24 protein-coding genes are annotated in these 25,351 nt (G+C 42.1%); 11 read left to right on the forward strand and 13 right to left on the reverse strand.

From position 1 onward, the window contains the following. Positions 1–154: 154 nt before the first annotated feature. Positions 155–1,387 carry a tyrosine--tRNA ligase gene (tyrS, locus tag ACX1N5_RS13730; protein ID WP_458803010.1) on the reverse strand — a complete coding sequence of 411 codons (1,233 nt, stop codon included), beginning with the start codon at positions 1,385–1,387 and terminating at the stop codon, positions 155–157. Between the two features lie 61 nt (positions 1,388–1,448). On the opposite strand from tyrS, the gene ACX1N5_RS13735 reads away from it, so the two are divergent. Next, positions 1,449–2,576: an anhydro-N-acetylmuramic acid kinase gene (locus tag ACX1N5_RS13735; protein WP_004749219.1), complete on the forward strand. Its 1,128-nt coding sequence runs from the start codon at positions 1,449–1,451 to the stop codon at positions 2,574–2,576. 146 nt (positions 2,577–2,722) lie between these two features. Here the strand turns inward: ACX1N5_RS13735 and erpA are convergent, their stop codons facing one another. After that, entirely contained in the window at positions 2,723–3,058 is a 336-nt protein-coding gene (erpA, locus tag ACX1N5_RS13740; protein ID WP_004749220.1) for an iron-sulfur cluster insertion protein ErpA, read from the reverse strand. Positions 3,059–3,245: 187 nt separating this feature from the next. Here erpA and ACX1N5_RS13745 point away from each other — a divergent pair, with 187 nt between their 5' ends. Continuing rightward, positions 3,246–5,183, forward strand: coding sequence for an ATP-binding cassette domain-containing protein (locus tag ACX1N5_RS13745; protein WP_458803013.1), 1,938 nt, complete (start codon positions 3,246–3,248; stop codon positions 5,181–5,183). Between the two features lie 500 nt (positions 5,184–5,683). Further along, positions 5,684–6,232 (forward strand): VTT domain-containing protein, encoded by a 549-nt coding sequence (locus ACX1N5_RS13750; protein ID WP_131382323.1) that lies wholly within the window; start codon positions 5,684–5,686, stop codon positions 6,230–6,232. Between the two features lie 43 nt (positions 6,233–6,275). Here ACX1N5_RS13750 and gyrB read toward each other — a convergent pair whose 3' ends face one another. The 4 genes from gyrB to dnaA form a co-directional block, all read right to left on the reverse strand. Then, entirely contained in the window at positions 6,276–8,744 is a 2,469-nt protein-coding gene (gene gyrB / locus ACX1N5_RS13755; protein ID WP_458803015.1) for a DNA topoisomerase (ATP-hydrolyzing) subunit B, read from the reverse strand. Positions 8,745–8,753: 9 nt separating this feature from the next. Then, positions 8,754–9,872, reverse strand: a complete 1,119-nt coding sequence (gene recF, locus ACX1N5_RS13760; RefSeq protein WP_458803052.1) for a DNA replication/repair protein RecF — start codon at positions 9,870–9,872, stop codon at positions 8,754–8,756. Between the two features lie 10 nt (positions 9,873–9,882). Beyond that, on the reverse strand, positions 9,883–11,031 hold the full coding sequence (gene dnaN, locus ACX1N5_RS13765) for a DNA polymerase III subunit beta (RefSeq protein WP_131382325.1): 1,149 nt from the start codon (positions 11,029–11,031) through the stop codon (positions 9,883–9,885). Between the two features lie 113 nt (positions 11,032–11,144). Then, the gene (gene dnaA, locus ACX1N5_RS13770) at positions 11,145–12,542 is read right to left on the reverse strand and encodes a chromosomal replication initiator protein DnaA (RefSeq protein WP_131382326.1); all 1,398 of its coding nucleotides are present in this window, start codon (positions 12,540–12,542) and stop codon (positions 11,145–11,147) included. Between the two features lie 629 nt (positions 12,543–13,171). Here dnaA and rpmH point away from each other — a divergent pair. The 5 genes from rpmH (at position 13,172) to mnmE (ending at position 17,265) form a co-directional block, all read left to right on the forward strand. Continuing rightward, complete coding sequence (gene rpmH / locus ACX1N5_RS13775) at positions 13,172–13,306, forward strand: 50S ribosomal protein L34 (RefSeq protein WP_000831329.1); 135 nt, start codon at positions 13,172–13,174, stop codon at positions 13,304–13,306. Between the two features lie 31 nt (positions 13,307–13,337). Further along, positions 13,338–13,727: a ribonuclease P protein component gene (gene rnpA, locus ACX1N5_RS13780; RefSeq protein WP_004749228.1), complete on the forward strand. Its 390-nt coding sequence runs from the start codon at positions 13,338–13,340 to the stop codon at positions 13,725–13,727. Between the two features lie 9 nt (positions 13,728–13,736). Further along, positions 13,737–14,060: a membrane protein insertion efficiency factor YidD gene (gene yidD, locus ACX1N5_RS13785; protein ID WP_004749229.1), complete on the forward strand. Its 324-nt coding sequence runs from the start codon at positions 13,737–13,739 to the stop codon at positions 14,058–14,060. A gap of 2 nt (positions 14,061–14,062) precedes the next feature. Further along, positions 14,063–15,808 carry a membrane protein insertase YidC gene (gene yidC / locus ACX1N5_RS13790; RefSeq protein ID WP_131390212.1) on the forward strand — a complete coding sequence of 582 codons (1,746 nt, stop codon included), beginning with the start codon at positions 14,063–14,065 and terminating at the stop codon, positions 15,806–15,808. Positions 15,809–15,909: 101 nt separating this feature from the next. Beyond that, entirely contained in the window at positions 15,910–17,265 is a 1,356-nt protein-coding gene (gene mnmE / locus ACX1N5_RS13795) for a tRNA uridine-5-carboxymethylaminomethyl(34) synthesis GTPase MnmE (protein WP_458803026.1), read from the forward strand. A gap of 42 nt (positions 17,266–17,307) precedes the next feature. Here the strand turns inward: mnmE and ACX1N5_RS13800 are convergent, their stop codons facing one another. Together ACX1N5_RS13800 and ACX1N5_RS13805 are read right to left on the reverse strand one after the other, a co-directional pair. After that, on the reverse strand, positions 17,308–17,736 hold the full coding sequence (locus ACX1N5_RS13800) for a DoxX family protein (RefSeq protein ID WP_131382329.1): 429 nt from the start codon (positions 17,734–17,736) through the stop codon (positions 17,308–17,310). Positions 17,737–17,902: 166 nt separating this feature from the next. Next, complete coding sequence (locus tag ACX1N5_RS13805) at positions 17,903–18,169, reverse strand: metal/formaldehyde-sensitive transcriptional repressor (RefSeq protein WP_116731021.1); 267 nt, start codon at positions 18,167–18,169, stop codon at positions 17,903–17,905. A gap of 57 nt (positions 18,170–18,226) precedes the next feature. Between ACX1N5_RS13805 and dmeF the strand changes: the two genes are divergently transcribed. After that, the gene (gene dmeF / locus ACX1N5_RS13810; RefSeq protein ID WP_131382330.1) at positions 18,227–19,171 is read left to right on the forward strand and encodes a CDF family Co(II)/Ni(II) efflux transporter DmeF; all 945 of its coding nucleotides are present in this window, start codon (positions 18,227–18,229) and stop codon (positions 19,169–19,171) included. A gap of 114 nt (positions 19,172–19,285) precedes the next feature. Continuing rightward, positions 19,286–19,984, forward strand: a complete 699-nt coding sequence (locus ACX1N5_RS13815; RefSeq protein WP_458803028.1) for a DsbC family protein — start codon at positions 19,286–19,288, stop codon at positions 19,982–19,984. A 58-nt stretch (positions 19,985–20,042) separates the two neighbouring features. On the opposite strand, the gene ACX1N5_RS13820 is transcribed toward ACX1N5_RS13815, so the two are convergent. The 4 genes from ACX1N5_RS13820 to ACX1N5_RS13835 form a co-directional block, all read right to left on the reverse strand. Next, positions 20,043–20,294: a GlsB/YeaQ/YmgE family stress response membrane protein gene (locus tag ACX1N5_RS13820; RefSeq protein WP_004749237.1), complete on the reverse strand. Its 252-nt coding sequence runs from the start codon at positions 20,292–20,294 to the stop codon at positions 20,043–20,045. Between the two features lie 145 nt (positions 20,295–20,439). Continuing rightward, positions 20,440–20,967 carry a hypoxanthine phosphoribosyltransferase gene (gene hpt, locus ACX1N5_RS13825; RefSeq protein ID WP_131382332.1) on the reverse strand — a complete coding sequence of 176 codons (528 nt, stop codon included), beginning with the start codon at positions 20,965–20,967 and terminating at the stop codon, positions 20,440–20,442. Positions 20,968–21,157: 190 nt separating this feature from the next. Beyond that, the gene (gene guaD / locus ACX1N5_RS13830) at positions 21,158–22,471 is read right to left on the reverse strand and encodes a guanine deaminase (RefSeq protein ID WP_458803031.1); all 1,314 of its coding nucleotides are present in this window, start codon (positions 22,469–22,471) and stop codon (positions 21,158–21,160) included. Between the two features lie 211 nt (positions 22,472–22,682). Continuing rightward, positions 22,683–23,633 (reverse strand): TerC family protein, encoded by a 951-nt coding sequence (locus ACX1N5_RS13835; RefSeq protein WP_458803033.1) that lies wholly within the window; start codon positions 23,631–23,633, stop codon positions 22,683–22,685. 345 nt (positions 23,634–23,978) lie between these two features. Here ACX1N5_RS13835 and ACX1N5_RS13840 point away from each other — a divergent pair, with 345 nt between their 5' ends. Then, positions 23,979–24,500, forward strand: a complete 522-nt coding sequence (locus ACX1N5_RS13840; protein ID WP_458803035.1) for a DUF1543 domain-containing protein — start codon at positions 23,979–23,981, stop codon at positions 24,498–24,500. A 150-nt stretch (positions 24,501–24,650) separates the two neighbouring features. On the opposite strand, the gene ACX1N5_RS13845 is transcribed toward ACX1N5_RS13840, so the two are convergent. After that, a complete protein-coding gene (locus ACX1N5_RS13845; protein WP_458803054.1) occupies positions 24,651–25,247 on the reverse strand; it encodes a phosphatase PAP2 family protein in 597 nt (198 codons plus the stop codon). Positions 25,248–25,351: the final 104 nt, after the last annotated feature.

The following is a 25,351-nucleotide window of genomic DNA, read 5'->3' on the forward strand; positions in this document are numbered from 1 at the left end:
TCCTAACCGCTTGCAAGCTTTTTTTAGCACTTTTCGATTTAGGTGTGTGTTTTTTCATCTTTTTTGTAGTTTTTGCTGGTTTTATACGCATTTTTGCATAAAAAAAGGCAATCTTTTGCAGATTGCCTTTTTAAATTTTTATTTATTTCGAGGTTTAATCCGTAAAAGTGACCTGAGCAATGGCTTTTTTGCCTGCTTGAACGATGATCGTGGTATTTTCTTTCACAGAATAACCTGCATCAACCACATTCCAGTCGACTTTTACGGCACCACGTGCCACAGCATCTTTTGCGGCAGCGGCATTTTTAGTTAAGCCAGCAGCACGAACAATAGAAGCAATAAATAGTTCACCACCAAATTCACCACGTGAAATCGTCACTTCAGGTGTACCTTCAGGTAATTCGCCTTCCGTGATGATGTTACCTGCACCTTTATGGGCATTAGCAGCTGCTTCAGCGCCATGGAAACGCTCGACCAGTTCAAGTGCAAGGATTTTCTTGATTTCTTGCGGGTTACGCCCTTCTTTAATTTCTTTAAGTAGGGTTTTGATTTCTTCTAAAGATTTGAAGCTGAGCAAGTCAAAATAACGTTCAATCAGGGAGTCTGGCATTGAAAGTACTTTTTGGTACATCGCGCCTGGTGCATCAAATACGCCAATATAGTTACCGAGAGATTTCGACATTTTATTAACGCCATCTAAACCTTCCAGGATTGGCACAGTAATACAGACTTGTGGTTCTTGATCATAACGACCTTGTAAAGTGCGTCCCATGAGCAAGTTAAAGGTTTGATCCGTACCACCCAATTCAACGTCTGCATGTAAAGCAACCGAGTCATAGCCTTGTACTAGTGGATACAAGAATTCATGAATCGCAATCGGTTGCTGATTGTTGTAACGCTTGGTGAAATCATCACGCTCAAGCATACGCGCCACAGTTTGCTGTGAAGCCAATTGAATCAGGTCAGCCGCAGTCTTGATTGCAAACCATTCTGAGTTAAACACTACTTTGGTTTTGTTTGGATCAAGGATTTTAAAAACCTGTTCCTGATAAGTTTTGGCGTTTTCTAATACTTGTTCACGTGACAATGGCGGACGCGTTGCGCTTTTTCCTGTCGGGTCACCGATCATGGCAGTATAGTCACCAATCAAGAAATACACTTCATGCCCTAAATCTTGGAATGTTTTTAATTTGTTGATTAAAACAGTGTGCCCAAGGTGCAAATCTGGTGCAGTTGGGTCAAAGCCTGCTTTGATTTTAAGTGGGCGGTTCTGTTTAAGCTTCTTTAACAAGTCTTCTTCAGAGATAATTTCATGCGTGCCACGTTGGATCAGGGCAAGCTGTTCTTCAGCAGGTAAGAAATTTGACATCACAAAATCCAAACACATCAGTTATTCAATTTGTGCGATATACTAACACTTTTTCAGCATATTGCAGGCTTTGTTGCTCATGTCAGACATCTATATTGGAGTGATGACGGGAACAAGTATGGACGGTGTCGACATCGTAGCCGCCTCATTTGACCCATTACAACTTCATGCAACACTTACTGTGCCGTTTGATCCTGACTTACAAGATCAACTCATGGCACTGACGTTACCTGACGACAATGAAATTGATCGAATGGGTAAGGCCGATGTTGCACTTGCCAGCATGATTGGACATGGCATTAACCAACTGATTGAAAAAAATCAGATCGATCGCAGTAAAATCAAAGCGATTGGCTCACATGGGCAAACCATTCGTCATCGTCCCGAACATGGTTTTACTTTACAGATTGGCGATCCCAATATTATTACCGAACTCACTCAGATTCCTGTGGTCTCAGATTTTCGCCGCCGCGACATGGCAGCAGGTGGACAAGGTGCGCCTTTGGTTCCCGCATTTCATCAGGCACTGTTTCAACATGCCGCGATTGATCGGGTGATTTTAAATTTAGGTGGCATTGCCAATGTCAGTATTTTACCTGCCAATCAACCTGAAAAGGTCTATGGTTTCGATACAGGCCCTGCCAACATTTTAATGGATGCATGGTGCGAGCGTTATACAGGACATCCTTATGATGATAATGGTGACTGGGCAGCCTACGGCACACCTATCCGTTCTTTAATGGATCGGCTCTATGCACATGAGTTTTTCTCCAAAGAGCCACCAAAAAGTACAGGACGTGAAGACTTCAACCTCGAGTGGCTGGACCAACAGCTCAGTGATTGGCGTAACGACATTTTGTATAATGAACTTGAAGATACCCCTGAAAATATTCAGGCGACTTTAGCTAAACTGACGGTGCGTGCCATTCAAAAAGCCATTTACCGTTCAGGGCTCGAAAATGGCGAAGTCTATGTCTGTGGTGGCGGTGCTTATAATTCACATATTTTAGAGCAGTTGCGCTGGCGTTTACGCAAACATCACTGGGCAGTACAAACCACCGATGTACTCGGTTTATCACCGACGTGGGTTGAAGCTACCGCCTTTGCTTGGTTAGCCATGCGTTTTGTGAAACAGCTCAGTGGTAACTTGCCTGCGGTCACAGGCGCGCGCGGTCTGCGTATTTTAGGCAGCATCACCGCGGTTTAAATACCAGACTTCTTTCATAATTGCTTACACCCTCTTTATTTTTCTCCCATAGGGAAAAAATAAAGAGGATTTATGAAACAAGTCTACTATTGAAGACATAAAAAAGCCCTGCTCATCGACTATGGCAGGGCTTTTTTATGTGCGAATCAAATCGAGAATGATGAACCACAACCACAGGTTGTTGTTGCATTTGGGTTCTGCACAATAAAACGCGAACCTTCCAGACCTTCCACATAGTCAACCACTGAGCCGACTAAATATTGATAACTCAAAGAATCGACCAACATTTTGACATCGCCATTTTCAAAAGCAGCATCATCTTCATTGGCATTTTCAGCAAAGTTAAAGCCGTAAGAAAAACCAGAACAGCCACCACCAGTCACATACACACGCAACATCAACTCTTGGTTGCCTTCACTGTCACGAAGTTGGCGGACTTTGTTCGCGGCATTATCTGTAAGCACTAAAGCTTGAGTACTCATCGTGGGCATTCCTCACATCAATTTCGTTTTGTCTGAAGACAATTTGCGCAATCATAGCATATTCAAAATGGGGCTGCTGTCGGAAAAATTCAATTCCTAGCAATTTACTCAATTTTAACATGGCAATTTGGTTTTATCAGGATTACTGATTAGAATAAGCACAAATTGCTACCCAGTTAAAACTTTTATGATTCAACTTGACCAACTCAGCTTACGTCGCGGTGGACGCGTATTATTTCAAAAAGCCTCGATGCAACTGCATCCCGGTTGGAAAATAGGTTTAACTGGGGTCAATGGCGCAGGGAAATCAACTCTCTTTTCAGCGTTACTCGGTGGTATGGAATCAGATGGTGGTTCTTTAACTCGTCCAAATGTCTGGACTGTGGCACATATGGCACAGGAAATTGAAGCATTGGATATGAAAGCGATTGATTTCGTACTTTCAGGCGATGAAGAATACTGGGACATTCAAAACAAACTCGACCAGCCTGATCAACTCAGTAACGATGATCTGGCTCATCTATATGGCCGTTTTGATGAAATTAACGGTTATTCTGCGCCAGCCAAAGCCTCTCAACTGATGGCGGGTTTGGGCTTTTTTGAACATCAGTCCGAGCTGAGTGTGGCAAGTTTCTCAGGTGGATGGCGAATGCGCTTGAATCTGGCACGTACCCTGATGAGCCGTTCTGATTTGTTGTTACTGGACGAACCAACCAACCACTTGGATCTAGATGCAATTTTATGGCTGGAAGACTGGCTCAAAGCCTATGCAGGTACTTTGGTGCTGATTTCGCATGACCGCGATTTCCTCGATGCCATTACCGATCATATTTTGCATATCGAAAATCAGGAACTGACTTTATATACAGGCAACTACTCAACATTTGAGCGTACCCGTAGCGAACGCCTTGCCCAACAACAACAGGCTTACGAAAAGCAGCTCGAAACTCGTGCACATTTGCAAAAATATATTGACCGTTTTAAAGCGCAAGCCACGAAAGCCAAACAAGCACAAAGTCGTATCAAACAACTGGAACGCATGCAGGAACTTTCTGCCGCGCATGTGGATACCCCATTTACCTTCAGTTTCCGTGAACCGACCAAAATGAGTTCACCGTTACTGGAACTGGAGCATGCAGATATTGGCTATGGCGACAAACTGATTGTAACCAATGTCAATTTGCAGATTACCCCGACCAGTCGCATTGGTTTATTGGGGATGAATGGTGCAGGTAAATCAACACTGATTAAGTCTCTAGTTGGTGATTTGCCATTATTGCGTGGTCATCGTAAAGCTTCGGAATTACTCAATATTGGCTACTTTGCCCAGCACCAGATGGATGCTTTAGATGGTAATGCCAGCCCGATGCTGCAACTCGCGCGTATTGCTGATCCTAAAATCAGCGAAGCGACTTTGCGTTCATTCTTAGGCAGTTTCGGCTTTAGTGGTGAACGTATGGATACGCCTTCCGAAAGTTTTTCGGGTGGTGAGCGTGCACGCCTAGCCTTGGCGCTGATCGTCTGGAAACGCCCAAATGTGTTGATTCTGGATGAGCCAACTAACCATTTAGATTTGGATATGCGTCACGCCTTAACCATGGCTTTGCAAGACTTTGAAGGTGCTGTGGTACTGGTATCGCATGAACGCCAACTGATTGCGAGTGTCTGTGATGAGCTGATTCTGGTTCATGCGGGACGCAGCACAGAGTTTGAAGGTGATTTGGCTGCTTATGCCGACTGGTTACGTCAAGCCCGTCTGGACATCATGAAAAATGGGCAACAGCTGAGCGCGCCTGTTCAGTCTTTAGTGGAAGAAAAGCCCGCAATTTCAAAAACAGATAAAGAAGCTCAACGCAAAGAAACTGCTCGCCGCCGCGATCTGACCCGCCCGATTCGTAAAAATATCGAAAATGCTGAAGCTAAAGTTGAAAAATTGCAGCCTCGTTTGGTGATTATTGAAGAAAAATTGGCTGATTCGAGTCTTTATGATGCCAATCGTAAAGATGATTTGCTCAAACTGATGAATGAGCAAACTGACCTCAAACAGCAACTTGAACAAGCGGAAGAACAAATACTTGAGTTGATGATGGAACTCGAAGAAATAGAAAGTTCATTTGAAGGTTAATCAAATACAAAGCTCGGTCTTAGGACTGAGCTTTGATTTTTCTGTCGCATACTTCACATGAACAGCAGCACGATGTGAACTTGCTTTTTTGTGATCACAATCGTTTAATTAAGCCAGCGATGATTACCATCAGTTGTTGGTTGATTTGAATAGCTAGGTCAATAAAAATGTAATTTAGTGACATTTATTGATTGTGTTCACAAACCAATATGCCGTGAAATATAAGAAGGAAATGAAAAAATACCTTCTAATACGTTGATCTTCAATCAAATACAGTCTAAATTCTAGTCAGTATAATATATGATATTGTGAATTATCACTGTTGATAACTGAGGGGAAATCGTAAATAACTGTGGATAAGTTTTGAGTTATCCATAATTCATAGAGCAGGTTACTCAGTCAAATTTAGAACATTTCTAATTTTGCTGTGTGCAATATCCAAATCATAAGTTTATTTATGCTTATAAACCATAAACATAATACCTTGGACTCAGCTTATAATGCACTTTTTTGATTTCCTATTCAGCCTTGAGCAAGCTCTACCAGCACTATTGCAAGAATATGGCCTATGGCTTTATGTAATTATTTTTCTTATTATTTTTTTTGAAACAGGCTGTATCTTCATGGCATTTTTGCCAGGAGATAGTCTACTGATCAGTATTGGCGCGCTTTGTGCTACGGTGGGCAGTGAACACCTCGTTTATATGATTCTGGTGCTGTTTTTTTCTACGACATTGGGCTACATCATTAATTACTATACTGGACTATATTTTAGTTCACGTATTTTAAATTGCCGCTTTTGTTATGTAAAACAAGAGTATCTCACCAAAACCGATCTATTTTTTCGACGCCATGGCGGCAAAACTATTGTGATGGCTCGGTTCGTTCCATTTGTACGTTCATTTGCACCCTTTGCAGCTGGCTCAAGTGGCATGCCCTATACTGCATTTATGATCTACAATCTTTTAGGTGCTTTTCTCTGGGTCAGTTTGCTGTTATCTGCAGGCTATTTAGGCGGAGCGACCTTTTTATGGATATTACCCGAATAAAAAAGCATCCCGAAGGATGCTCTTTGTTTTAGTACCAATTCAATTAAGCATCAATATCTGCATTGAGCGCATTTTCTTCAATAAAGGCACGACGCGGTTCAACATCATCGCCCATTAAGCAAGAGAACATCCGATCTGCTTCAATTGCATCATCAATGGTCACTTGCAGCATATGACGGTTTTCAGGATCCATCGTGGTTTCCCAAAGCTGTTCAGCATTCATCTCACCAAGACCTTTATAGCGCTGAATCATCATGCCACGGCGCGAGTCCTGCAAGATATGTTGCCATACTTGATGGAACGTATTGACTAAAATACAACGCTCACCTTTTTGTAAATAAGCACCCTCTTCAAGCAAGCTAAACCAGCTTTTTGAGTTCCTTAACAAACGTGCATATTCGGCTGAGTTCAATAAACCTGAATCAAGCAAATAGGCATGCGGCAAATTGTGCACATACACCGTAATGCGTGGCCAGTAATGCATGACTTTGGTTCCATCAGCACTTTCTACCTCAAAGCTTTCCAATGAAACTTCTGGACGAAGGTTTGGTTGGAGCTTGATGATTTCTGCCTGCAAATGTTCGGCCCATGTCTGTACATAATCTTGCTCGACATTTCGTTCAGATTTAAAGGCTTCAACTGCCAATAAACCATCTAGCAAACTTGCTGGGTAACGCTGAGTTAAACGATGCAAACTCTTTTGTGATACCTGATAATCTTGAATCACTTTTGCCAAAGCTTCACCAGCAATTGCAGGTGCTTGAGCACTAATATGTAAAGACAATTCATCAATTGCATTGGAAATTAAATATGTTTCCAAAGCATCATTGTCTTTAATATATTGTTCTTGCTTACCTTTTTTCAGCTTATATAAAGGTGGCTGAGCAATATAAATATAACCACGTTCAACCAGTTCAGGCATTTGACGGAAGAAGAAAGTCAACAACAAGGTACGAATATGTGAACCATCGACGTCCGCATCGGTCATGATGATAATTTTATGATAACGCAGTTTGTCTGGATTATATTCTTCACGCCCAATCCCACAGCCTAATGCGGTAATCAGGGTGCCGACTTCTGCCGAAGAAATCATTTTGTCAAAACGGGCACGTTCCACGTTCAGGATTTTACCTTTCAGTGGCAAAATCGCCTGCATTTTACGGTTACGACCCTGTTTTGCCGAACCACCTGCCGAGTCACCCTCGACCAGATAAAGTTCAGACATCGCTGGATCTTTTTCCTGACAGTCTGCAAGTTTCCCTGGTAAGCCTGCAATATCAAGCGCACTTTTACGACGAGTCATTTCACGGGCTTTACGCGCTGCATCACGCGCACGCGCCGCATCAATGATTTTGCCTGCAATCGATTTTGCTGCTTGCGGATTTTCCAGCAAATACGCTGAAAACTCTTTATTCATTGCCTGCTCAACCGCAGGTTTGACTTCACTCGACACCAGTTTTTCTTTGGTCTGTGAAGAGAATTTTGGATCAGGCACTTTCACCGAAACAATGGCAGTCAAACCTTCACGCGCATCATCACCAGTTACAGCAACTTTTTCTTTTTTAAGGATATTTTCATTTTCAAGATAGTTATTTAAACCACGTGTCAATGCTGCACGGAAACCAGCTAAATGCGTACCACCATCCTTTTGTGGAATGTTGTTGGTAAAACAGCGGACATTTTCCTGATAAGAATCATTCCACTGCAATGCCACTTCAACCGCAATACCGCTATCTGTTTCTGTCGTGAAATGGAAAATTTCATTCAGATGGTTTTTGCCTTGGTTGATGTATTTCACAAACTCAGACAAACCACCTTCATAGTCATAAACATGCTCAAAGTTAATTCGTTCGTCACGTAAAACAATCCGTACGCCTGCATTCAAGAAAGAAAGCTCGCGTAAACGACGTGCCAAAATATCGACATTAAAAATGGTTTGGCTAAAGGTTTCTGCACTCGGCCAGAAACGCACAACCGTACCTGTTTTGTCTGTTGTGCCAATCACACGCAGTGGATACTGTGGATCACCATGTTGATATTCTTGTTCGTGAACCTGACCTGCACGGTAAATTTGCAATTGCAATTTGCTCGATAAAGCATTAACAACCGAAACACCTACACCATGCAAACCACCTGAAACTTTATAGCTATTGTCGTCAAATTTACCGCCAGCATGCAGAATCGTTAAAATCACCTCTGCAGCAGAAACACCTTCTTCTGGGTGAATATCCGTTGGAATACCACGACCATTGTCAGACACACTCACCGATTCGTCTTCATGAATGGTGACGATAATTTCGTCACAATGACCAGCCAAAGCTTCATCAATCGCGTTGTCGACCACCTCAAATACCATGTGGTGCAAACCTGTACCATCGTCAGTATCGCCAATGTACATCCCAGGGCGTTTGCGTACAGCGTCTAAACCTCGTAAAACCTTAATGCTAGAGGAATCATAAGCCTTTTCATTGGTTTGTTCTGTTTGAGAAGCAGATTGAGTCTCTGAACTCATGTTTTCTCCCTAGTCATTGTGAACGGTTGATTCAGCATGCTGTTGATCAGCGTGAATCCGATGAATCTCACCGTTGTCTACATTGAATAATTGATAAAAAATAGATAGATCATGTAAATGTTTTTGTACCAACTCATGATCCAAAGTTGTCAAAAAAACTTGACTACCCAGTTGGCTTAAACGTTCAAGTAAACGTCGTTGGGCAGCATAATCAAGCTCTGCCGTCAAATCATCTAATAATACCACAGTTTCCTTATTGCTCGCATGCAGCATTGCAATCTGTGACAGCTTTAGTGCCATGATCAGTAGTTTTTTCTGTCCCCGAGACAATACCGTATCGGCATCCCCTAGCGCTGTTTTTAAGCGTAAATCTGCCCGATGTGGCCCATATTCGGTATAGCGTCGTTCTTTGTCTTTTTCATGCCCCAAAACCAGTTGTTGCAGCAAACCTTCTTTCTCATGAAAACCAGCACTGTATTCCAGACGGATCTCGACATCAGGTAAGAGGTACTGGATATCCTGCTGAAAAAAAGTATTCCAGCGTTGTACAATACTGGCACGTTGATGATGCAGAATTTCACCATATTCACTGAGCAGCCTGTTCCACGGCTCAAGATCCAGCAAGGTCAGTTGTCGCTGGGCTTTTAACAAACTATTGCGCTGTTTTAAAGCTCGGGTATACGCCTGCCATGTTGTATAAAAATCAGGTTCCACGTGGAACATCAGCCAGTCCAACAACTGCCGTCTGGGCTTTGCCCCATGATCAATAATGTCGGTACTTTGTGGTTCGATCAGTTGAAGTGGCAATAATTTAGCGAGTTGCCCCTGAGTGGCAATGCTATCACCATTGACCTTAATCACCTGCTCGCCTGAAGTCATTTTTTGAATGCCAATTTTATCTTGACCTGCTTGGGCAAAAATCAAGGCATGGCTTTGTTCATGCTGAATATAGTTTCTAGGAAGATGAGTTCGAAAGGAACGCCCTGTCGCAAGCAAATGAATCGCTTCTAAAACCGAGGTCTTACCTGAGCCATTCTTGCCATAAAAAACATTAAATGGCTGCAAGCAAGGCAATGCAGCCATTTTAATGTTACGCACACGTTCGATACTTAAACGCGTAATATGCATAAGCTTAGGATTAGACACGCATTGGCATGACCACATAAGTTTGGTCAGCATGAGTAGGATCTTGAACCAGAACAGATTGGTTCGCTTCAGTCATGGTCATGGTCACATCATCGCCATCCAAGACACCTAACACATCCAGTAAATACTGCGCATTAAATGACATTTCCAACACCTCATCCGCATACTGAATCACCAAGTCTTCACTGGCTTCATCTTGTTCAGGGTTATTGGCACGTAGTTGCAAGGTGTCAGTATAAAAGTTTAAGAATACACCACGTAATTTTTCATTACTTAAAATTGCTACACGCTGCAAAGACTGTTTAAACACATCATGTGCAATCACAACATGTTTATCGCCACCACGTGGAATCACACGACGATAGTCAGGGAATTTTCCGTCGATTAATTTTGTCGTGAAACGTACAGTGACATTGCCCTGCTCTTTGTCACGGTTTGGCACCTGAATCGTCACGTTCAATAACTCACGACCAATCACCAGAGTTAAAGGTTGATCTTCAATCGTTAATAAGCGTTGCAACTCACCGACTGCTTTACGTGGAACAATCGCCTGTAAAGGCTGAGCAGCAGTTGATGCTGCCGAGGTTTCACAAAGTGCCAAACGGTGACCATCGGTTGTGACTGCACGAAGCTGGTTTTGATCAATCTCCAGCAATGTTCCTGTCAAATAAAAACGAACATCCTGTACAGCCATTGCAAAAGACGTTTTTTCAAACAGACGTTTCAATTCACGTTGAGTAACCTGAACTTGGGTACCCTGCGTGTTTTCAGTGTTCAATAACGGATAATCTTCTGCAGGTAATGTACCCAAAACAAAACGACTATTACCTGACTTTAAAATACAACGCTGGTCTTCGGTAATTTGTAAATCAATCAATGCTGCGCTTGGTAAAGATTTGCAGATATCCATCAGTTTACGTGCAGGAACTGTCGTTTCACCTGCTTGTAAACATGCCCCTTCTGCAAACGGCATACTTGCCACCAATTCAACTTCTAAATCCGACCCTGTAATGGTCAATGCTTGTGCAGAAGCTTGAATTTTGACATTAGATAAAATGTTTAAAGTATGTCGACGCTCTACCACCCCAACAACATGAGATAGCACATTTAACAGACTCTCTTTCGCGATTTTTAAACGCACAATGCATTCCTCTAACAGGTATCTTTTTAGACAAATAGGGCTTGAGTCGAGTACTATGCGGCAGAAGTTGACACATTGCAACTCGACTTTTTCTCTTCAATAAACTTGGGATTTTAACTCTGTAACAAGCGGGTTAAATTTTTATAATCTTCATCAAAAATTGGATCTTCTTCGCGCAAGCTTTGTACTTTTTCACAAGCATGCATCACAGTACTATGATCACGTCCACCAAACGCCATGCCGATTTCAGGAAAACTATCTCCCGTCATTTCACGCGCCAAACCCATCGCTAACTGGCGAGGACGCGCATAAATACGAGTACGCTTTGGTCCAACTAATTCCTTGAGTGGAATACGAAAATACTCACTCACCACACGCTGAATATTTTCGGTGCTAATGGTACGTGCACGAATTGCCAAAACATCTTTTAAAGACTCTCGCACAACATCCAGATCAATTGCAGAACCTTTAAAACGCGAAATGGCAACCACTTTATTTAATGCACCTTCCAATTCACGCACATTAGCAACCACTTGCTGAGCAATAAATAACGCACAGTTCCGAGGTAAATCAACACCTGTGCTTTCTGCTTTTTTGAGTAAGATTTCGATACGGGTTTCAATATCAGGCGGCTCTACCCCCACTGATAATCCCCAAGAAAAGCGTGAAACCAGACGTGGATCAAGCTCGGTCAATTCTTTCGGATAACGATCGGAGGTTAAAATAATCTGCTTTGATTCATCCAAAAGTGCATTAAACGTATAAAAAAACTCAACTAAGCTGGCTTCTTTCCCTGCCAACAAGTGAATATCGTCGACCAATAACAAGTCCAAAGAACGACAGTTTTTCTTAAACTCTTCAACCTTGCCTTTTTGTAAAGAACTGACAAAGTCCTGAACAAAACTTTCTGCGGTCATATACATGACACGGGCATTTGGCTTGGCTTGTAGCAAAGCATTGCCGACTGCTTGCATCAAATGTGTTTTACCCAAACCAGTCGGGCCATACAAAAATAAAGGATTGTGCTGAGAAGCGCCTAATTGTGTCAGAACCTTACGGCAAGTTTCAGCTGCCATTTGGTTGGAACGGCCTTCCACAAACAAAGAAAATGTAAATAACGGGTTTAACTGACGCTTTTTACTGAGTTTTGCAGCAAAAGGTTGTGCAAGAGAGCTAATTTCAGGTTCTTTTTCCTTTTTTGTCATACTAGGTGCAGGCGTTTCTAGTGCTGACACTGTCGTTGCAGGTTGCTCACTGGCTTTTAAGATTGCGCCAGGGCGAGAATCCACCATAATCTCAACATGGCGAATACGACCTTCGGAAAGCTGCTCTGCCAAAATTGAAATCAACTCCAGATGGTGTTCCTGAATATAACGTGTCCAGTATGGATTAGGCGCATATAAACGTAATGTATGCTCATGCTCTTCAGCAACCAATGGTCGAATCCACATCGCAAAGACATTATCAGAGAGCTCTTGTCGCAAGCGAGTTAAGCAGTCCGTCCAAAGCATGTGATTCCCCTATGTACCGACTCAAAGAAAAAGATACCCTGCACTTCATTTGCAGGGGGTGGTTATTCTAACTAAGTTATCCACATCTGTCATAGAAAAATCCACAGATCCGAATAAAAAATAGCATTTCAATGTGGAAAAGTTTCCCCACAAGTCTTGTGGATAAGTTTATACACAAGCTGTGGATAAAATAACACAAAAAGTTATCCACATTCTATAAAAAAGATAACAACAATAATATCCACAGCATAATATTATGTTTTTTATTTAAAAAAATCGATTATCCACAGAAAATATCAACACTAATAATAATAAATTTAAATTTTAAGTATTAAATTTAATTAATAACGTGGGTAGTTTTTGTGGATAAGTATGATTTCTTGAATTTAAATTCAAATTTAAAAAGAATTGATGGAAGGACTGTTGATAACTTTGAGTGTATAAATCCCAATTTAAATTCAAACTATAGAAAACAAAAAACAGTATTTTTTTAAACCCTGTCAAATTAAGCGTGTCATATAGGGAAATATGTAAGAAATCGCGTAAAAAACAGCTTTTTGATTGACAGTACGCTAAATGCACAATAAAATCGCGAACCTTTATAGATAGATCAATTTTGGAGTTTCTGTATGAAACGTACATTCCAACCATCTGAATTAAAGCGTAAACGCGTTCATGGTTTCCGTGCTCGTATGGCAACTAAAGCTGGTCGTCAAGTTTTAGCTCGCCGCCGTGCAAAAGGTCGTCATAGCTTAACTGTATAATTCAAAGTTAACGCTTCATCGACCTGGGTGTATGACACGTTATAGTTTCAGCACAGACGTTCGTATACGCTGTGCTGTAGATTACAAAAATGTGTTCGATGGTGCGCTTTTTAAAGTGCACCAACCCCACTTTCTTTTTTTGGCAAAGCCAAGCGAACAGATGAGTCGCCTTGGAATTGTTGTGGCTAAAAAGAAAGTACGTCGTGCACACGAAAGAAATCGAATAAAACGGATCGCTCGCGAAAGTTTTCGCTTGAACCAACAGGCTATTGCTTCGTTGGATATTGTTGTTATGCCTAAAATAGGCATAGAAGATATTTCAAATGCTGAATTGCACCAGCAATTAAAATTTGCTTGGCAAAAACTCAATCGCTTGGTACATAAGCGCCAGAATAATACGTCTATTTCCCCACAAAAGTAGAGATGGCCAATGGTTCGTATCCTGCATTGGTTGGTACGTCTTTATCAGATTGCGATTAGTCCTTTGCTTGGACCGCGTTGTCGCTATATTCCTACCTGTTCTCAATATGCGTTAGAAGCTTTGCAAACGCATGGTGCTGTACATGGAGTATGGCTAGCAACTTGTCGTGTCTGCCGTTGTCATCCTTGGGGAGGTTCAGGATATGATCCTGTACCTGCAAAGGCGATCCGTTTTATTTCCTTTCAGCAAATCGATTCTCAAACGCTTCATGTTACTGTACCCTTTCGTGAACGTTTCTTGAACCAAAATCACTCTAACTACTTGGGGTCATAGCTATGCAACAATGGGCCAGGTTTGCGATTATCGGTGCCATGTTGGTTACCGCTTATTTGCTCATTTTGGCTTGGCAAAAAGACTATGGACACACAACGAGCGCACCGCAGCAGCAAAATACTGCTGTCGTATCGCGTGATGTGTCTGCTGATTTGCCAAATAGTCAAAATACAGCATCTACAGATATGCCGCAGACCAATGCTGCTGCACCAGCAAACACGACTGCTGCTCCAGTCAGCCAGCATTTGATTACTGTACAAACAGATTTATATCGCCTTTGGATTACACCAAAAGGTGGTGATATTGTGCGCCTTGAACTGCTTGCACATGATGAAAGTAAAGGTAGTAACCAGCCTTTTGTCATGCTCGAGAGCGACAACAAACGCACATATGTCGCACAATCTGGTTTAATTGGTGCCAATGGACCAGACAGCAGTGCAAATGGTCGTCCTGATTTTGAGGTAGAGAAAAACAGCTATACCTTAAATGATGCGAAAACTGTGACTGAAAACGGCAAAACTGTAAAAGTTTTAACTGTGCCAATGGTGTATAAAACTGCCAATGGCGTCGAGATTGTTAAGACTTTTACCTTCAAACAGGGTAATTACCCAATTGAAGTGGGCTATCAAGTCATGAACCGCAGCCAGCAAAACTGGCAAGGTCAATTCTTTGGTCAAATTAAACGTGATGACTCTGTCGATCCAGGTAAGTCAAGTCAGGGTATTTTCCAGTTAGGAACTTATCTTGGTGGTGCTTGGGGTACGCCAGATCAGCATTACAACAAGTTGAAATTTGCCAATTTCAATGACGACAAGCTCAATGTTCAAGCCAAAGGTGGTTGGGTGGCTGTGGTTCAGCACTACTTTGTCAGTGCGTGGATGCCTGGGTCATTAAAACTGACTCAAGCCAACGGACAACCATATACCGCAACTCTACAATCTCGTAGAGCGGGCGAATCCATGAATATTATTGGATTCACTTCACCTGCCATTACTGTGCCTGCTGGGACTAAAATGGAAGTGAATGCGACCTTCTATTCAGGACCTAAAGTTCAGTCTGAGCTGAAAGATTTGGCAGTCGGTTTAAACCAAACTGTAGATTATGGTTGGTTGTGGCCAATTGCAAAACTGTTGTTCCTCGGTTTGGAAACTTTCCATAAGTTCTTGGGCAACTGGGGCTGGTCAATTATTCTTTTGACTGTTGTCGTGAAGATGATTTTGTGGCCATTGTCTGCAAAAAGCTATCGCTCAATGGCAAAAATGCGTGTGATTGCGCCTGAAATGCAACGCATGAAAGAAGAGTTTGGCGAAGACCGTATGCGTTTCTCTCAAGAAATGATGGCGCTTTACAAACGCGAAGGGGTTAACCCACTTTCAGGTTGCTTGCCATTGTTCATGCAAATGCCGATTTTCTTGGCATTGTACTGGGTATTGATGGAAAGCGTTGAGTTGCGTCATGCGCCGTGGTTAGGCTGGATTACTGACTTATCTGCAATGGATCCATGGTTTATTTTGCCGTTAATCATGGGTGGAACCATGTTTGCACAGCAAATGTTGAACCCTCAACCTGCTGACCCAATGCAAGCTAAAGTGTTCCGCTTAATGCCGATTATCTTTACGGTATTTATGCTGTTCTTCCCTGCAGGTCTGGTGTTGTACTGGATTGTGAACAACAGTATTACCATTTTACAGCAGTGGTTTATTGCACAAAGTGTGAAAAAACAGCGTGAAACTCAAGCGGGTACTTAATCTCGCCTGAGCCAAGCAGACAACTGCTGAATAAATCCGCCTAAGATGATACGCTTAGGCGGATTTTTCTTTGACTGAATATTGATAAATTTAGGTGTGCTATGCAAAACCCAACCACCATTGCTGCAATCGCAACGCCGCCAGGTCGTGGTGGTGTCGGTGTCATTCGGCTGTCAGGTCCTAAAGCTTATGCCATTGCACAAGCGATGAGTCAAAAAGCCCTACCCCAAGCCCGTATGGCAGGTTTTCGCCAGTTTTACGATGCTCAGGGTGAGGTGATGGATGAGGGGCTAGTGCTGTGCTTCCCAAATCCAAACTCCTTTACTGGTGAAGATGTGGTGGAATTGCAGGGACATGGTGGTCCAGTCATTCAAAATGCCCTGCTCGCACGCTTACTGGAGCTTGGAGCAACCGCAGCCAAAGCAGGCGAATTTTCCATGCGTGCCTTTGAAAATGGCAAGCTGGATTTGGTGCAGGCGGAAGCGATTGCCGACTTGATTGACGCGACTTCCCAAGCGGCTGCACGTTCTGCGGTACGCTCATTGCAAGGTGCATTTTCCAATAAGGTCAACACTGTTTTGGAAAAACTGATTCACTTGCGTTTGCATGTTGAAGCTGCGATTGATTTCCCTGAAGAAGAAATTGATTTTCTGGCTGATGGCAAGATTTTGGGATTGCTAGAAGATGTACAACGCTCAGTACAATCGGTACAGCAATCAGCACGTCAGGGACAACTGTTACGTGAAGGCTTGCAGGTGGTGATTGCGGGTAAACCCAACGCGGGCAAGTCCAGTTTGCTGAATGCCTTGGCTGGGGTTGAACGCGCGATTGTAACGGACATTGCAGGAACCACACGTGATGTCTTGCATGAAAAACTCAGTCTCAATGGTCTGCCAATTACCCTGACTGATACCGCTGGTTTACGGGAAACTCGTGATATTGTGGAAAAAGAAGGGATTCGCCGTGCCATTAAAGAGATTGAACAGGCAGATTTGCTATTGCTGGTGTATGACTTGAGTCAAGGTGAAGAACCGTTGCAGCTTGCGCAGCACTATTTTGCCGAACATTTAGAGCCGCGTCGCCTGATGCTGATTGCCAATAAATGCGATCTGACAGAAACGGCGCCTGAGATTGGTGAATATCAGGGCTTTCGTCATATTACGGTGTCAGCGAAGCAGGAAATGGGGGTTCAGGCGCTTATAGATGCGATTACAGCGCATGCAGGCTTTCATCCTGAAGAAGATACCTTTATTGCACGAACGCGTCATTTGGACGCAATGAAGCGTACACAGCAGTATTTGGCAGAGGCGCGTGTGCAGCTTGTCGATTTTCATGCAGGTGAACTGGTTGCCGAATCCCTACGCCTTGCCCAAAATGCGCTCAGTGAAATCACGGGTGAGTTTAGTGCGGATGATTTGCTTGGGAAAATCTTCGGATCGTTTTGTATCGGAAAATAATCAAAAAGCTGCCCAAAGGGCAGCTTTTTTTTGAATGAACTTTTATTTTTTATCAACTGAAATTGCACCAGGGCCTGCAACAGCCAGCAATAAGAACCCACCCACAATACTCATGTTTTTAAAGAAGTGAATTTTAGTATTCAAATCTTGCATCATATCGCCAGTAGTGTGCCAATAAGTATGCCCAATCATGGCACTTCCCAGTGTATAAAGCGCTAAAAGCACAGCAATTGGGCGTGTATAAAAACCAATCAGAATCAGTAAACCCAAAAAGGCTTCAGCCACAACAGCAATAATCGCAGATAGAGTTGGCAATGGTGCATGAAGCATGTTCATGTACTGAACCGTACCTTCAAAGCCTGTTAATTTGCTAAAACCAAAAATCAGGAATAGCGTAATTAATAAAACACGAGCAAGCAGTAAAACAAGCGATTTGGCTGAACCAAAGTCCAGATAACGTAGTGAGGTCATGACGCAACTCCAGTATTTTGTTTAAATATTGTGCGATCATATGGGGTGTAAAAAAATTAATAAATGTTAAAAAAAGTACATATTGTTTTAAAAATAGAACAATTGGGGTGCATTTAGCATTGGCTATAAAAAAACATACATTTTTAGGATATTGAGATCGTAATCTCTAGCCGTAGCGTTTTAATAATTTTAAAAATTCTTCTAGTTCAGTTTCATTAACTGCAGTCGCTTCAGCCAAAACATGATGACGTAAATGCTCTTCGATCAGCTCATTCATTAAACCATTGATGGCGCCTTTAATGGCTGCAACCTGCTGTAACACCTCAATACAGTTGCTGTCCCCTGCTTCTAGATTGGATTCCACACTGTTAATTTGTCCTTTCAGACGTTTGACGCGATTCAATATTTTTTTATCGTGGTGAAGATGGCTCATATCCGAACTCGAAAAAAAGAAATATACTATGGGGGAGTATATTTGAGTAATCCTGAAATGCAACGTATAGATTCAAACCGATCCCATCATCACCAGTTTGATGAAGGAAATCCCTTGGCTCAGAAACGTATTTTGTGGGCAACGATTCTAACTGGAATCATGATGGTTTTTGAAGTCGCTGGCGGATGGATTTTTAATTCGATGGCGCTTTTGGCGGATGGTTGGCATATGAGTTCACACATGCTGGCTTTAGGACTTGCTTATATTGCCTATCGTGCTGCCCGTCATTACTCTCGCGATCAGCGCTTTAGTTTTGGAACATGGAAAATTGAAATTCTTTCAGGGTATAGCAGTGCGATTTTATTGATGGTGGTTGCTTTGCTGATGGCATTCCAGTCGGTTGAGCGTCTACTCTCGCCTGTACAGATTCATTATAACGAAGCGATTTTAATTGCGGTGATTGGGCTGCTGGTCAATTTGCTTTGTGCCTGGTTACTGCATGACGACCCGAATCATCACCATCACCACCATCATGGTCATCATCACCATGAAGATGATCATGGGCATGAACATCATCACGACCTAAATCAGAAAGCAGCATTTATACATGTAGTGGCAGATGCGATCACCTCTGTATTTGCGATTCTTGCGCTACTTGCAGGCAAATATTTTGGCTGGAATTTTTTAGATGCTTTATTGGGGATCGTTGGTTCGGTTTTAGTTGCAAAATGGTCTTGGGGATTGCTCAAAGAAACAGGAAGAACTTTACTTGATGCTGAAATGGATCACCCTGTCGTGACAGAAATTGTAGAAGTGATCGAGCAGTTAGGCGAGCATCTTGAGATTACCGATTTACATGTATGGAAAGTGGGTAAAGGTAAATTTTCTTGTATTTTGGCTTTGGAAACCGTGCAGAATGTCAGTGCAGATGAAATTCGTGAGGCTTTATCGGTCCATGAAGAAATCGTGCATATTTCAGTGGAAATTAATCCCAAGCTGTAACTATGTTCCACGTGAAACCTGCTGACAAATTTACAACGCTTTGTTGTGGAAGCAAGCATACGCAAGAAAAGTTGATCCGTTAAAATCAGCTTTTCTTGAGGGTGTGTATTTAGAATGAAAAAATTGAGTCTTTTACTGTTGGCCTGGTGTTGTTCGAGTCTTGCTGTGGCTGATGTTGCCAGTTTAAATAGCCAACTCAAGCGCCAATATCCCAATCTGAATTTTCAGAATATCGCAGCGACTGAAGTGCATGGTATTTATAGCGCTACCCTAGATAAACAAATTGTATATTTAGATGAAGCTGGACAGCATGTCATGCTTGGTAGCATGATTCGCCTCAAAGACCAGAAAAATCTAACTCAGAATTTAGTCATACAAAACAACCGTGTGGACTGGCGTAGCCTTCCCTTACAAGATGCGTTAAAACAGGTTAAAGGCAATGGGCAGCATCAACTGGCGATTTTTGTTGATCCGAATTGCCCTTATTGCAAAAAACTGGAAAAAGAACTCGATAAACTCAATAATGTGACGATCTATCGTTTCTTGTACCCGATTCGCCCACAATCCATTGTTTCATCAAAACAAGTCTGGTGTAGTCCAAACCGTAACTATGCCTGGGATAATTTGATGGGGCGTGGGTTAATGCCAACAGCAAGTTCGACTTGTGCCAATCCGATTCAGCGTAATTTACAGCTGGGTCAAAAGCTCAAAATTGAAGGCACGCCAGGGCTTATTTTTGCTAACGGTTATCGCGCGCTAGGCTATACGCCTGCTGAGCAGATTCAGGCATTTTGGCAGCAAAATGGCTTATAACTCATACATAATAAAATAACATAGCACTCACGGGCGCTATGTTATTTCAATTTTTGCTTTAGGTGTTTTTACGGATAAAGTTATAAATAATTAAAATGACAATCGCACCAATCACCGAAGCAATAAACCCTGCCGATGAATGTGCGCCATAAAACCCAAGCATGCGTCCACCATAGGTGGCGATGACTGAACCTGCGATGCCTAACAAGGTGGTGACAATAAAGCCCGCTTGGTCATTGCCAGGATATAAAGCACGTGCAATCAAACCTGCAATAAAACCAATAATAATCACAACAATCAGATGCCACATGTTGTTGCTCCTTCATTTTGTTATGTCAATACAATAAAAATAGTGTGCAAGATCAATATGACAGGAAATAGCTGATTATTGCGAATTCTCGTTATATTTTGTTATAAAAAAAGTGGTGTCCTGCACCACTTTTTGATTTTTAAGCTTACAGACCAATTTCACCAATAAATGGCAAGTGGCGATATTTTTGATCATAGTCCAAGCCATAACCAACAATAAATTTATCTTCTACTTCAAAACCCAAAAACTTCACATCGAGCTCAATTTCACGGCGTGAAGGTTTGCTGACCAAAGTACAGAGTTGAATCGAGTTCGGGTTGCGAGTTTGTAACATTTCCATTACTTTGCTTAAGGTGTTGCCTGAGTCGATAATGTCTTCAACCACAAGCACATCTTTACCGCGAATTTCACCATCAAGATCTTTGAGAATTTTCACATCGCGTGATGAGACTGTTCCGCCACCGTAGCTAGAAACCGTCATAAAGTCGAGCTCATGTGCTTTGGAAATTTGACGGCACAAATCTGCCATAAAAATGACGGAACCACGTAGTAGTCCAATCAATACCAGTTCTTTATCACTATGGGCATAGTGAGCATTGATCTGTTCACCTAGCTCTTTGACTTTGGCTTGAATAGCCTCTTCAGAAATCATTACGCTCAATTGCACAGTCATGGACAGCTACCTAAAAACATCAGTATGTAAAAAGAAAAAAGGTGTTGACCTGCAACACCTCGACTTCATGAGTTAATACTAAAATTTTAAAACAATTTCATGTTTCCTGCATCTATTCTTGCCCAACAAAATGTAAGGATCTGATTTTTGTAGTTGATTTTATTAACAAAATCGACCTAAAAATCCAGTTTTATTTGCTAAATTTACGCTGTCCGTATACGTAAGTTGCATGGATACTGCGGTCATCTCCCATGGTAAAGAGCGCAAATAAACTGTCTTCAATCGATTTGGCACGAGACTGGCGCAGACTTTGTAATGCTGTAGCATTTAAGTCCAGTACCACAAAATCAGCTTCTTTACCGACGTTAAAATTGCCGAGTTTATCCTGTAAATCCAGCGCTTTTGCTCCACCCAGTGTGGCGTGATATAGCGATTCAAACGCTGAGAGTTTATTACCTTGTAGCTGCTGAACTTTGTAGGCTTCATTCAGTGTTTGTAGCTGACTGAAGGATGTGCCTGCACCAATGTCTGTGCCTAGCCCGACTTTGACCTGTTTTTCCCATGTTTTATTTAGTGGGAATAAACCGCTGCCTAAGAACAGGTTTGAGGTTGGGCAAAACGCAATCGCAGAGTCCGTATCGTGCATGCAGTTCCATTCTTCATCTTCCAGATGCACGCAATGTGCAAACACCGAACGCTGACCTGTCAACCCATAATGATGATAAACATCCAGATACCCCTGACGCTCAGGGAATAGCGATTTGACCCATGCGATTTCATCCTTGTTTTCACTCAAATGCGTATGGACATAGACATCAGGGAATTCCTGTTTTAACTGCCCTGCTTTTTCCAGTTGTTCAGGTGTTGAAGTCGGTGCAAAGCGTGGGGTAATCGCATATAGCGCACGCCCCTGCCCGTGCCATTTCTCGATTAAGGCTTTGGAGTCCTGATAACTACTGTCCGCAGTATCACACAAACCCTCAGGAGCATGGCGATCCATCATGACTTTGCCTGCAATCAGGCGCATATTAAAATTGGCAGCTGCCTCAAACAAGGCATTGACGGATTCAGTATGCACGGTACAGAAAACCAGTGCCGTGGTTGTTCCATTTTTAAGTAATTCCTGAATAAAGAAATGTGCAATATGCTCGGCATAATTACGATCTTTAAACTGTAGTTCTGTTGGGAATGTATAGGTGTTTAACCAACTTAAAAGCTGTTCGCCGTATGCACCCACCATTTCGGTTTGTGGATAGTGAATGTGCGTGTCAATAAAACCTGGCACAATTAATTGTTCAGGATAATGCTGAATTTCGACCTGTTTCGGTAAGTGTGCTTGGGCATCTTGCCACGTGCCAAACCATTTGATTTTTCCATGCTCGCTGATCAGCACGCCATCTTCTAGATAACGAACTTGTTCAGCAATTTCAGACGGATGTTGAACCAGTTGTTGAATATCTAAGAAACGACCACGAATGACACTGATAGGAGAACAATTTGACATGGAAAACCTGCTTTTTACTTTTTTCGAGTGATTGTAACGCATTTGTACAATAACTTGAAAACCTGATTATGTGTCATAAAAAATGGGTAGTTTTGCTACCCATAAAATTTGGCTTTTAAATTTTTGATTGAAGCAAAAATTGTTCCATTTCAAACAGGTTTAAGGGTAAATAGGATGAAATTCACCTGATTTTCCAATTGAAATGAACACTTTATTTTGATTTTTTCTGATAGCGTAGTGAGAGTAATGCGGTGATTGCTAGCACTAAAACGATAAAACCCAGTGAAATCCAGATCGGTAAGTGTACGACATCTAGCAGCAGCATTTTGCCCCCAATAAATAACAGGATAATCCCCAAGCCGTATGGCAAATAATGCATTTTCTCTGCTGCACCTGCCAGCAGGAAAAACATAGCACGTAAACCTAGAATTGCCATCAGGTTCGCACTCAGTACAATAAACGGATCGCTGGTGACGGCGAAAATTGCAGGAATGGAATCGACTGCAAAAATCACATCGGAAAACTCAACCAAAATCAGCACTACAAATAATGGCGTGATCCAGCGTTTCCCTTGCTCATAAACGACAAAGTGATTATCACGTAGTGTTGAGGTAATTGGGACATGCTTGCGTAGCCACTTGAGTAAATGCATGTCTTCAATGTTGGCATCTTCATCTTGCCCTTTGAGAAATTTAAAGCCTGTATAGACCAAAAACGTGCCAAAGATATATAGAATCCATGCAAACTCTTGCACCAGCCACGCACCAATAAAAATAAATACAGTACGCAATACAATCGCACCCAGTACGCCGTAGAGCAGCACTTTACGTTGTAGTACAGGTGGAATAGCAAAAGCCGAGAAAATCATCAGCCAGACAAAGACATTGTCAATTGCCAGCGATTTTTCCAGTAAGTAACCCGAAAGGTATTCAAGGGTTTTTTGATTGGCAACCGCTACAGAAGTGGTCTGTTCTAAGTACAGCCATAATCCGCCTGCAAACAGCATGGCCACCGACACCCATGCGATACTCCAGTAGGCTGCCTGCCTGAGAGGAACATGGTCAGATTTGTTGTTTTTAAAGCCGATAAAATCGATCATCAGCATGATGGCTACAATGCCAAAGAACGCCAGATAGAGTCCGAGACTACCAATAGATTGCATGAGTTATTCTCCTCATCATCTGGCAATCGTCTCGTTTTCTTACATAAAAAAACCTTGACCTGCTGCCAGATGAAAAAACATCTGTGTCAACATGATCAAGGTCTTGCCTACACCATACAGGGTATGGTGCTCAGATACCGACTTTTTGCAAAGTGTATTGACGATACCTGACACGTAACATTTTGCTATGATGCAAGTGCTACGTTTGGAGGAGGCTACTCCCCTTGTCAAACTTAATTTTGCATTAGGGATTGAGCTTCACTCATCCTAATGTTTGAGTAGCATGCCATAGTTTTTCTCGTTGTGCAATTTGTACGCAGCATTGAAATGTAAGGGGTGAAAATCATGTCAGAACAACAATTATTTATCGTGTTGCTGGGTGGGAAGCATGCACAGGCACGTGTCGAGGTTCATGATATTATCCCCGTGATTTATCCCCAACTTGAAAAAAGTTATCCACAGTTAAAGCAGCGCTGGTTTGGTGTACCTCAAGGTTTGCATATTGATGCATGGATGTGTGTTCATGGCGTGCAGTATCAAGGGGTGAATTATCGGGTTGAAATCGTCCCTTACTCTAAACCGATGCGTAGCCAGTTAAAACTTTATCTGATCAATCTCGGCTCGTATCTGACTGGTGAATTTGGTGAATTTCATCGCTATGTTGTGGTCGCGGGGATGAGTCCTGCCGATGCCCGACAGCAAGGTAAATTACACATTGAACAGCACTGGTATAAAGCCCATACCGATGCGGTGATTGATATTGATGAGTGTCTGGCTTTAGATTTAATCGATGGCTATGCCGTCCATCTGGTACAGGGTAATTTCAAAGAGAATCATTTTGAAAATACTTATATTGTTTTAAGTTGAAATCTTTCAATAAATTGTCATACGACTGAAACGATTTTGTCATTTTTATATTTTAGATTAAAAAGAAAAAATCCAGAAAAAAGCAAGGCGCTGATTGGGAGAGTCAGTGCCTTGCTTTTTTATTTTTTTAATGCTTAACGAGGTATCAGATTATTTTACCCAGCCCCGATTGAGCAATGGTTTACAGACAATTTGGTAGAGTTGGGTAATGAACTGTAGGATGCGTTCTCCAAAAATTTTCCATAACCAAATTCCGAAAATATTGACCATGAGTGCGATACAAAAGGCGCCGAGCATATCCATTGGAAAATGCACACCTAAATACACCCGTGACCATGCCACTAAAGCGGCCAGTACTAACAATAAACTGCCTGCGAACTTACGCCCAGAAAACCAGTAAGATAATGCAATGGTGCTAAAAATCAGCATGTGATCACTTGGAAAAGACGCATCTGGCGCATGCTGAATAAAGGTGTGCCCAACATGTATCATGAAAGGTCTTGGATGGAAGTAAATCTGGGAAATAATAAAACCAGTGCCGAGTGCAATTGCCGTAAAAAATACCGCTTTAAAAGCGCGCTCTTTGAGCGCTTGATCACCTAAAAACCATAAAAACAGTAAAAATAAAATCAGTAAATAAAACGTATCATTAGCAATAAAAATCGCCAGATCAATCATGGTATTGCTGGCATGTTGTGGTGCATTGATTTTCGCGAACCACGCTAAATTAAGCGCTTCTAGAGACATGCTCATATATCAGGCCTCGAATTAAATTGCGCTATGATAAAGATGTGACCTTAAGAGAAAGAAATAGAAAAGTTACAGTTTTGTAATTTTTAATTATTATGGGT

Source organism: Acinetobacter sp. ANC 4636, from assembly GCF_054454555.1.

Excerpts from the sequence above, each read along its gene's own strand:
- tyrS (WP_458803010.1), bottom strand. The coding sequence starts at position 1,387 with ATGTGTTTGGATTTTGTGATGTCAAATTTCTTACCTGCTGAAGAACAG.
- ACX1N5_RS13735 (WP_004749219.1), top strand. The coding sequence starts at position 1,449 with ATGTCAGACATCTATATTGGAGTGATGACGGGAACAAGTATGGACGGT.
- erpA (WP_004749220.1), bottom strand. The coding sequence starts at position 3,058 with ATGAGTACTCAAGCTTTAGTGCTTACAGATAATGCCGCGAACAAAGTC.
- ACX1N5_RS13745 (WP_458803013.1), top strand. The coding sequence starts at position 3,246 with ATGATTCAACTTGACCAACTCAGCTTACGTCGCGGTGGACGCGTATTA.
- ACX1N5_RS13750 (WP_131382323.1), top strand. The coding sequence starts at position 5,684 with ATGCACTTTTTTGATTTCCTATTCAGCCTTGAGCAAGCTCTACCAGCA.
- gyrB (WP_458803015.1), bottom strand. The coding sequence starts at position 8,744 with ATGAGTTCAGAGACTCAATCTGCTTCTCAAACAGAACAAACCAATGAA.
- recF (WP_458803052.1), bottom strand. The coding sequence starts at position 9,872 with ATGCATATTACGCGTTTAAGTATCGAACGTGTGCGTAACATTAAAATG.
- dnaA (WP_131382326.1), bottom strand. The coding sequence starts at position 12,542 with ATGCTTTGGACGGACTGCTTAACTCGCTTGCGACAAGAGCTCTCTGAT.
- rpmH (WP_000831329.1), top strand. The coding sequence starts at position 13,172 with ATGAAACGTACATTCCAACCATCTGAATTAAAGCGTAAACGCGTTCAT.
- rnpA (WP_004749228.1), top strand. The coding sequence starts at position 13,338 with ATGACACGTTATAGTTTCAGCACAGACGTTCGTATACGCTGTGCTGTA.
- yidD (WP_004749229.1), top strand. The coding sequence starts at position 13,737 with ATGGTTCGTATCCTGCATTGGTTGGTACGTCTTTATCAGATTGCGATT.
- yidC (WP_131390212.1), top strand. The coding sequence starts at position 14,063 with ATGCAACAATGGGCCAGGTTTGCGATTATCGGTGCCATGTTGGTTACC.
- mnmE (WP_458803026.1), top strand. The coding sequence starts at position 15,910 with ATGCAAAACCCAACCACCATTGCTGCAATCGCAACGCCGCCAGGTCGT.
- ACX1N5_RS13800 (WP_131382329.1), bottom strand. The coding sequence starts at position 17,736 with ATGACCTCACTACGTTATCTGGACTTTGGTTCAGCCAAATCGCTTGTT.
- ACX1N5_RS13805 (WP_116731021.1), bottom strand. The coding sequence starts at position 18,169 with ATGAGCCATCTTCACCACGATAAAAAAATATTGAATCGCGTCAAACGT.
- dmeF (WP_131382330.1), top strand. The coding sequence starts at position 18,227 with ATGCAACGTATAGATTCAAACCGATCCCATCATCACCAGTTTGATGAA.
- ACX1N5_RS13815 (WP_458803028.1), top strand. The coding sequence starts at position 19,286 with ATGAAAAAATTGAGTCTTTTACTGTTGGCCTGGTGTTGTTCGAGTCTT.
- ACX1N5_RS13820 (WP_004749237.1), bottom strand. The coding sequence starts at position 20,294 with ATGTGGCATCTGATTGTTGTGATTATTATTGGTTTTATTGCAGGTTTG.
- hpt (WP_131382332.1), bottom strand. The coding sequence starts at position 20,967 with ATGACTGTGCAATTGAGCGTAATGATTTCTGAAGAGGCTATTCAAGCC.
- guaD (WP_458803031.1), bottom strand. The coding sequence starts at position 22,471 with ATGTCAAATTGTTCTCCTATCAGTGTCATTCGTGGTCGTTTCTTAGAT.
- ACX1N5_RS13835 (WP_458803033.1), bottom strand. The coding sequence starts at position 23,633 with ATGCAATCTATTGGTAGTCTCGGACTCTATCTGGCGTTCTTTGGCATT.
- ACX1N5_RS13840 (WP_458803035.1), top strand. The coding sequence starts at position 23,979 with ATGTCAGAACAACAATTATTTATCGTGTTGCTGGGTGGGAAGCATGCA.
- ACX1N5_RS13845 (WP_458803054.1), bottom strand. The coding sequence starts at position 25,247 with ATGTCTCTAGAAGCGCTTAATTTAGCGTGGTTCGCGAAAATCAATGCA.